Source organism: Nostocoides sp. (assembly GCF_035343835.1).
In the GTDB taxonomy this organism is placed as follows: Bacteria; Actinomycetota; Actinomycetes; order Actinomycetales; family Dermatophilaceae; genus Nostocoides_A; species Nostocoides_A vanveenii.
Map to the genome: position 1 here is coordinate 1 of NZ_DAOQZV010000258.1, position 4,268 is coordinate 4,268.

At 70.8% G+C, this 4,268-nt stretch carries 2 protein-coding genes and 1 pseudogene; all 3 read left to right on the forward strand.

Annotation, left to right across the window (positions count from 1 at the left end; all coding sequences use genetic code 11):
- Positions 1–831, forward strand: a pseudogene (locus tag PKH97_RS14315) (2-oxoglutarate ferredoxin oxidoreductase subunit alpha); the annotation flags it as partial.
- 76 nt (positions 832–907) lie between these two features.
- Positions 908–1,462: a GNAT family N-acetyltransferase gene (locus PKH97_RS14320; RefSeq protein WP_324388227.1), complete on the forward strand. Its 555-nt coding sequence runs from the start codon at positions 908–910 to the stop codon at positions 1,460–1,462.
- 2 nt (positions 1,463–1,464) lie between these two features.
- Positions 1,465–4,268 (forward strand): BTAD domain-containing putative transcriptional regulator (locus tag PKH97_RS14325; protein WP_324388228.1); only part of this gene is annotated, 2,804 nt, incomplete at its 3' end.

Genomic DNA, 4,268 nt, shown 5'->3' on the forward strand with positions numbered 1-4,268 from the left:
CCGTCGACCGGCCTGCCCACCAAGACCGAGCAGGCCGACCTGCTGCAGGCGATGTACGGCCGCAATGGCGAGGCGCCCGTCGCGGTCATCGCCCCCTCCTCCCCCGCCGACTGTTTCGACGTCGCCGTGGAGGCCGTGCGGATCGCGACGACCTACCGCACCCCGGTGATCATGCTCTCGGACGGCTATCTGGCCAACGGCAGTGAGCCCTGGCGGTTGCCGGAGATGGCCGACCTGCCCGACCTGCACGTCAAGTTCGCGGACGCACCGAATGCCACCGACGCCAAGGGCGTGCCGACCTTCCACCCGTTTGTCCGCGATCCCGAAACCCTCGCTCGGCCCTGGGCCCCGCCCGGAGTTGCGGGCCTGGAGCACCGCATCGGCGGCATCGAGAAGGCCGACATCACCGGCGACATCTCCTACGACCCCGACAACCACGAGCGGATGACGCGGCTGCGGCAGAACAAGATCGACGGGATCGCGGTCCCGGACCTGGTGGTCGACGACCCCAGTGGCGAGGCCGAGATCCTCGTCCTGGGATGGGGCTCGACCTATGGCCCGATCGCCGCCGCCGCCCGGTCCGCGCGTCGCTCCGGCCTGAAGGTCGCCACGGCACACCTGCGCCACCTCAACCCGATGCCCGGCAATATCGGTGACATCGTGCGTGCCTACCGCACCGTGCTGATCCCGGAGATGAACTCCGGACAGCTGGTCATGCTCATCCGGGCCCGCTATCTCGTTGACGCACAGTCGTATTCGCGGGTGCGCGGCCTGCCCTTCACCACGACGGAGCTGGTCGACGCCATCACGGCGGCAACGCGGCCGGCCTGACCCCGCCGCAGACGTGACAGGTCGGTGACAGACCGGCCGACGACGGTGGTGCCTCCACCGAAAAGAGGTACCACTGATGTTCCGTTCGCCTTCCCTGACCATCTCACCCCTGCGGGTCCGCCCGGTGCGCGACGACGACCGCGATCGAGTGGCGGCCGTCTACGACGCCTTGTCGCCACGGTCGCGCGAGTTGCGTTTCCACTCGCCCTTGCCCAGGATTCCGAGCTCGTATGTTGCGCAGCTCGCCCGCGTCGATCCCGGCCGGCGCGACGGCATGCTCGTCTTTGCCGGCGGCCGCCCTGTCGGTCACGGCCAGTGGGTCAGGGATCCGGCGGATCCGACGCGCGCCGAGCTCGCGCTCGCCGTTGCCGACGAGTGGCACGGGCGCGGCGCGGGGCTGGCGTTGGTCGCCCAGTTGGCGCGCACGGCGCGGGTAGGCGGCGTCACCCACTTCACGGCCTACGTCATGGGTGAGAACCGGATCGTGCGCGCCTTGCTGGCTCGATTCGGGGCGCGGGCGGTAAACCGGGAGGAGTTCGAGATCCCCATCGCCCGCCTCGCCGCCGCGGTCGTCGAGTTGGCCGACCTCGTCGCGGACGAGGACGGGAATCCGCGAGGCGCTGTCGCCTGAGGGTGACTCATGCTTTCATGGACGCGATGGACTACCGGGTGCTCGGCCAGGTTCAGGTGGCGGGCGACGGCGCCCCCCTGCGCGGCCGCCGGCCGCGCGATGTCCTCGCGTTCCTGCTCGCGCGGCGCTCCCGCCCGCTCGCGCCAGACGTCATCCTCGACGCGGTCTGGGAAAACGAGGCGTACGCGCTCGATGTGTCGGTCGTCCATACCGTGATCGCCCGCCTGCGCCGCATGCTCGGGGCCGACGCGATTCGACGCCACGACACCGGCTATCAACTCGACCCGCAGGCGCACGTCGACGCGGACGAGTTCACCCGCCTGTTGAGCGCGGCGCGGACCCTGGTCCCGGATCGGCAGGGCGAGATCGTCGCCCTGCTGCGGCGCGCCCTGTCGCTCTGGACGGGCCCGGAAGCCTATGGCGGAGTGAGCGATTCGCTGGTTGCGACCGAGCGGCCCCGGCTGCACGAGTTGCGCGACTCCGCGATCGAGCAGCTCGCCGAGCGCCTCCTGCTCGGTGGGTCCCCCGATGACCTCGCCGACGTGGTGGATCTGACTGCGGAGTTGTGCCGGCGCGAACCCCTGCGCGAGCACGCCCACGAGATCCTGATGGCCGGCCTCTATCGGACCGGCCGGCAAGCGGACGCTCTAGCTGCCTACGAGAAGTTGCGGCGCGGCCTGCGCACGGAGTTGGGGATCGACCCGCAACCCGCGACCGCCCAGCTGTACGCCCGCATTCTTGCCCAGGAGGACATTGCGCCCGCTGCTCGAGTGCGCCCACTTGCTGCGGGCAGTGCCCGGGTCAGCCACCCCGCCCGCCCGCGCACCGAGTTCGTCGGGCGCGCCGTCGAACTGGCCCGGCTGCGCGAGCTGTATGACGGCGCGCGGCCGCTGATCTCGGTCATCGGTCCCGGCGGCGTCGGCAAGAGCCGGCTGCTCGCCGAGTTCGCCACCGATCTGCCTGCCGAGAGCACCGTCTATGTCGAGTTGCCCTGCGTCGGTGCCACGACGCCGGCGGAGATCGCCGAGGCGATCGCGCGGGCCCGAGGCTTGACGTTGGCAGCCGGCGATCCGGTTCCCGCCCTGGCTGCAGCGCTGCGCAGCTCGAGCGTCACGCTGCTGATCGACGAGGCGGAGTGGGCCGTCGAGGCCATCGCGAGCGTTGTCGATCAGGTGACCGCACAGGCGCCGCGCGTGCGGGTCGTCCTCACCTCACGGGTGCCACTCGGACTAACGGGCGAGAGCCGGGTGGGGGTAGCCCCGCTCGCGACTCCGAGCGTCGGCATGGGCGCCGCGGACGTCGAGGCATCCGATGCCGTGCAACTGCTGATCGCCCGGCTCCGGGACCAGGCTCCCGAGCTGACCGTGGACCGGGCCGATCTGGACCGGGTCGCCGAGATCGCCCGCCGCGTGGACGGTCTCCCGTTGGCTCTTGAACTTGTTGCGGGGCAAGCGAGTTCAAGCTCGATCCCGGAACTTTTGGCCCTTGTCGACGCACCGCTCGACATCGAGGCCGCAGAGCAGGACCGCGAGCCACGGCAGCGTTCCTTGCGCGAGACCCTCACGTGGAGCATCGAGCGCCTGCATCCGGATGCGCAGATCGTCCTTGCCCGGCTCGGCGTCTTCGCGGGCAGCTTCGACATGACGACGGCCACGGCGGTCGTCGGGAGCGTGGGGCACGCCGACGTGCCCGCGCTGATCCGGTCGCTCATCCGCGAGGCCCACGTCCAGATCGACCGCCGCGATGGGCGCTTGCGGATGCGGCTATTGCGGACCGTGCAGTGCCTGGCCTTCGAGCTCCTGACGGATTCCGGTGATCTGGATCAGGTCCGCCGGCGGCACCGGGAATGGTTCGCGGGGCGCTGGCGCGACCAGCCGCTCAGTGACGCGCTCATCGCGGACGTTGTCGCGTCATACGCCGATTATGTTGCGGCGCTGCAGGATGCGTTGACGACGCAGGATGCCTCGACGTGTGGCGATGTGGCGATCACGCTGGCGCGCTATTGGTTCTTCGTCGAGACCGGGGCCGCGGGGCTGCGGTGGGTGCAGGCCGCGCTGGCGAGCAATCTGCTGACGCACCGTCAGCGCGCGATCCTGCGGATGATGGCTGTTGCGCTGCAACCCCAGGACAGCGATGGCCAGAACCGGACTGCGGCCCTGGACGCGCTCATCGAGCCGCTGGCGGATGACGCGGACTGGCTCGGCCGGCTGCATATTCTGCGCTCGGTCGGGCCGTATGTCCATGGTGATTTCGAGCAGGCGCTGGCCTGCGCTCAACAGGCCGTGGCCCTGGCCCGCGATCGGGCCCAGCATCATCTGCCCGAGGCCCTGGGGGCGTGCGCGGTGATGCTCGCCGCACTTGGCCGGGCGCAGGAGGCGACGCGGGCGTGCGGCGAGGCCTGGCAGCTGATCGCGGCCGGTCCGTCGGCGACCGACCTGACGCAGGTGGTGCCGAAGATCGGCCTGGCGTTGGTGGACTCGGGCCAGCCCCGACAGGCCCTCGACATCCTCACGGCGACCCTCGAGACGGTCGAACGGGAGCTCGGCTTGGCACCGCAGACGCTATTCACGATCAACGCCGGGTGGGCCGCTCTGGGGTGTGGCGAGGACGAGCGCGCCCTGCATTGGTTCGCGCATGGGATCGACCAGCTCATCGCCGGAGGCGACCTGGTCGTGGTCGGCGAGTTGCTCTCTGGCGCGGGCGCGGCTCTTGCGGGCCTCGGCTCGGTCGACGCCGAGGCGGTTCTGGGAGCGGGTGCCGCGCACCTGGCGGCGGCTGGAGCGGTGCTGACCCCCTGGCAGGACGG

What these genes read in the sequence shown, in the direction of transcription:
- PKH97_RS14320 (WP_324388227.1), top strand. Translation starts at nt 908, where the DNA reads ATGTTCCGTTCGCCTTCCCTGACCATCTCACCCCTGCGGGTCCGCCCG.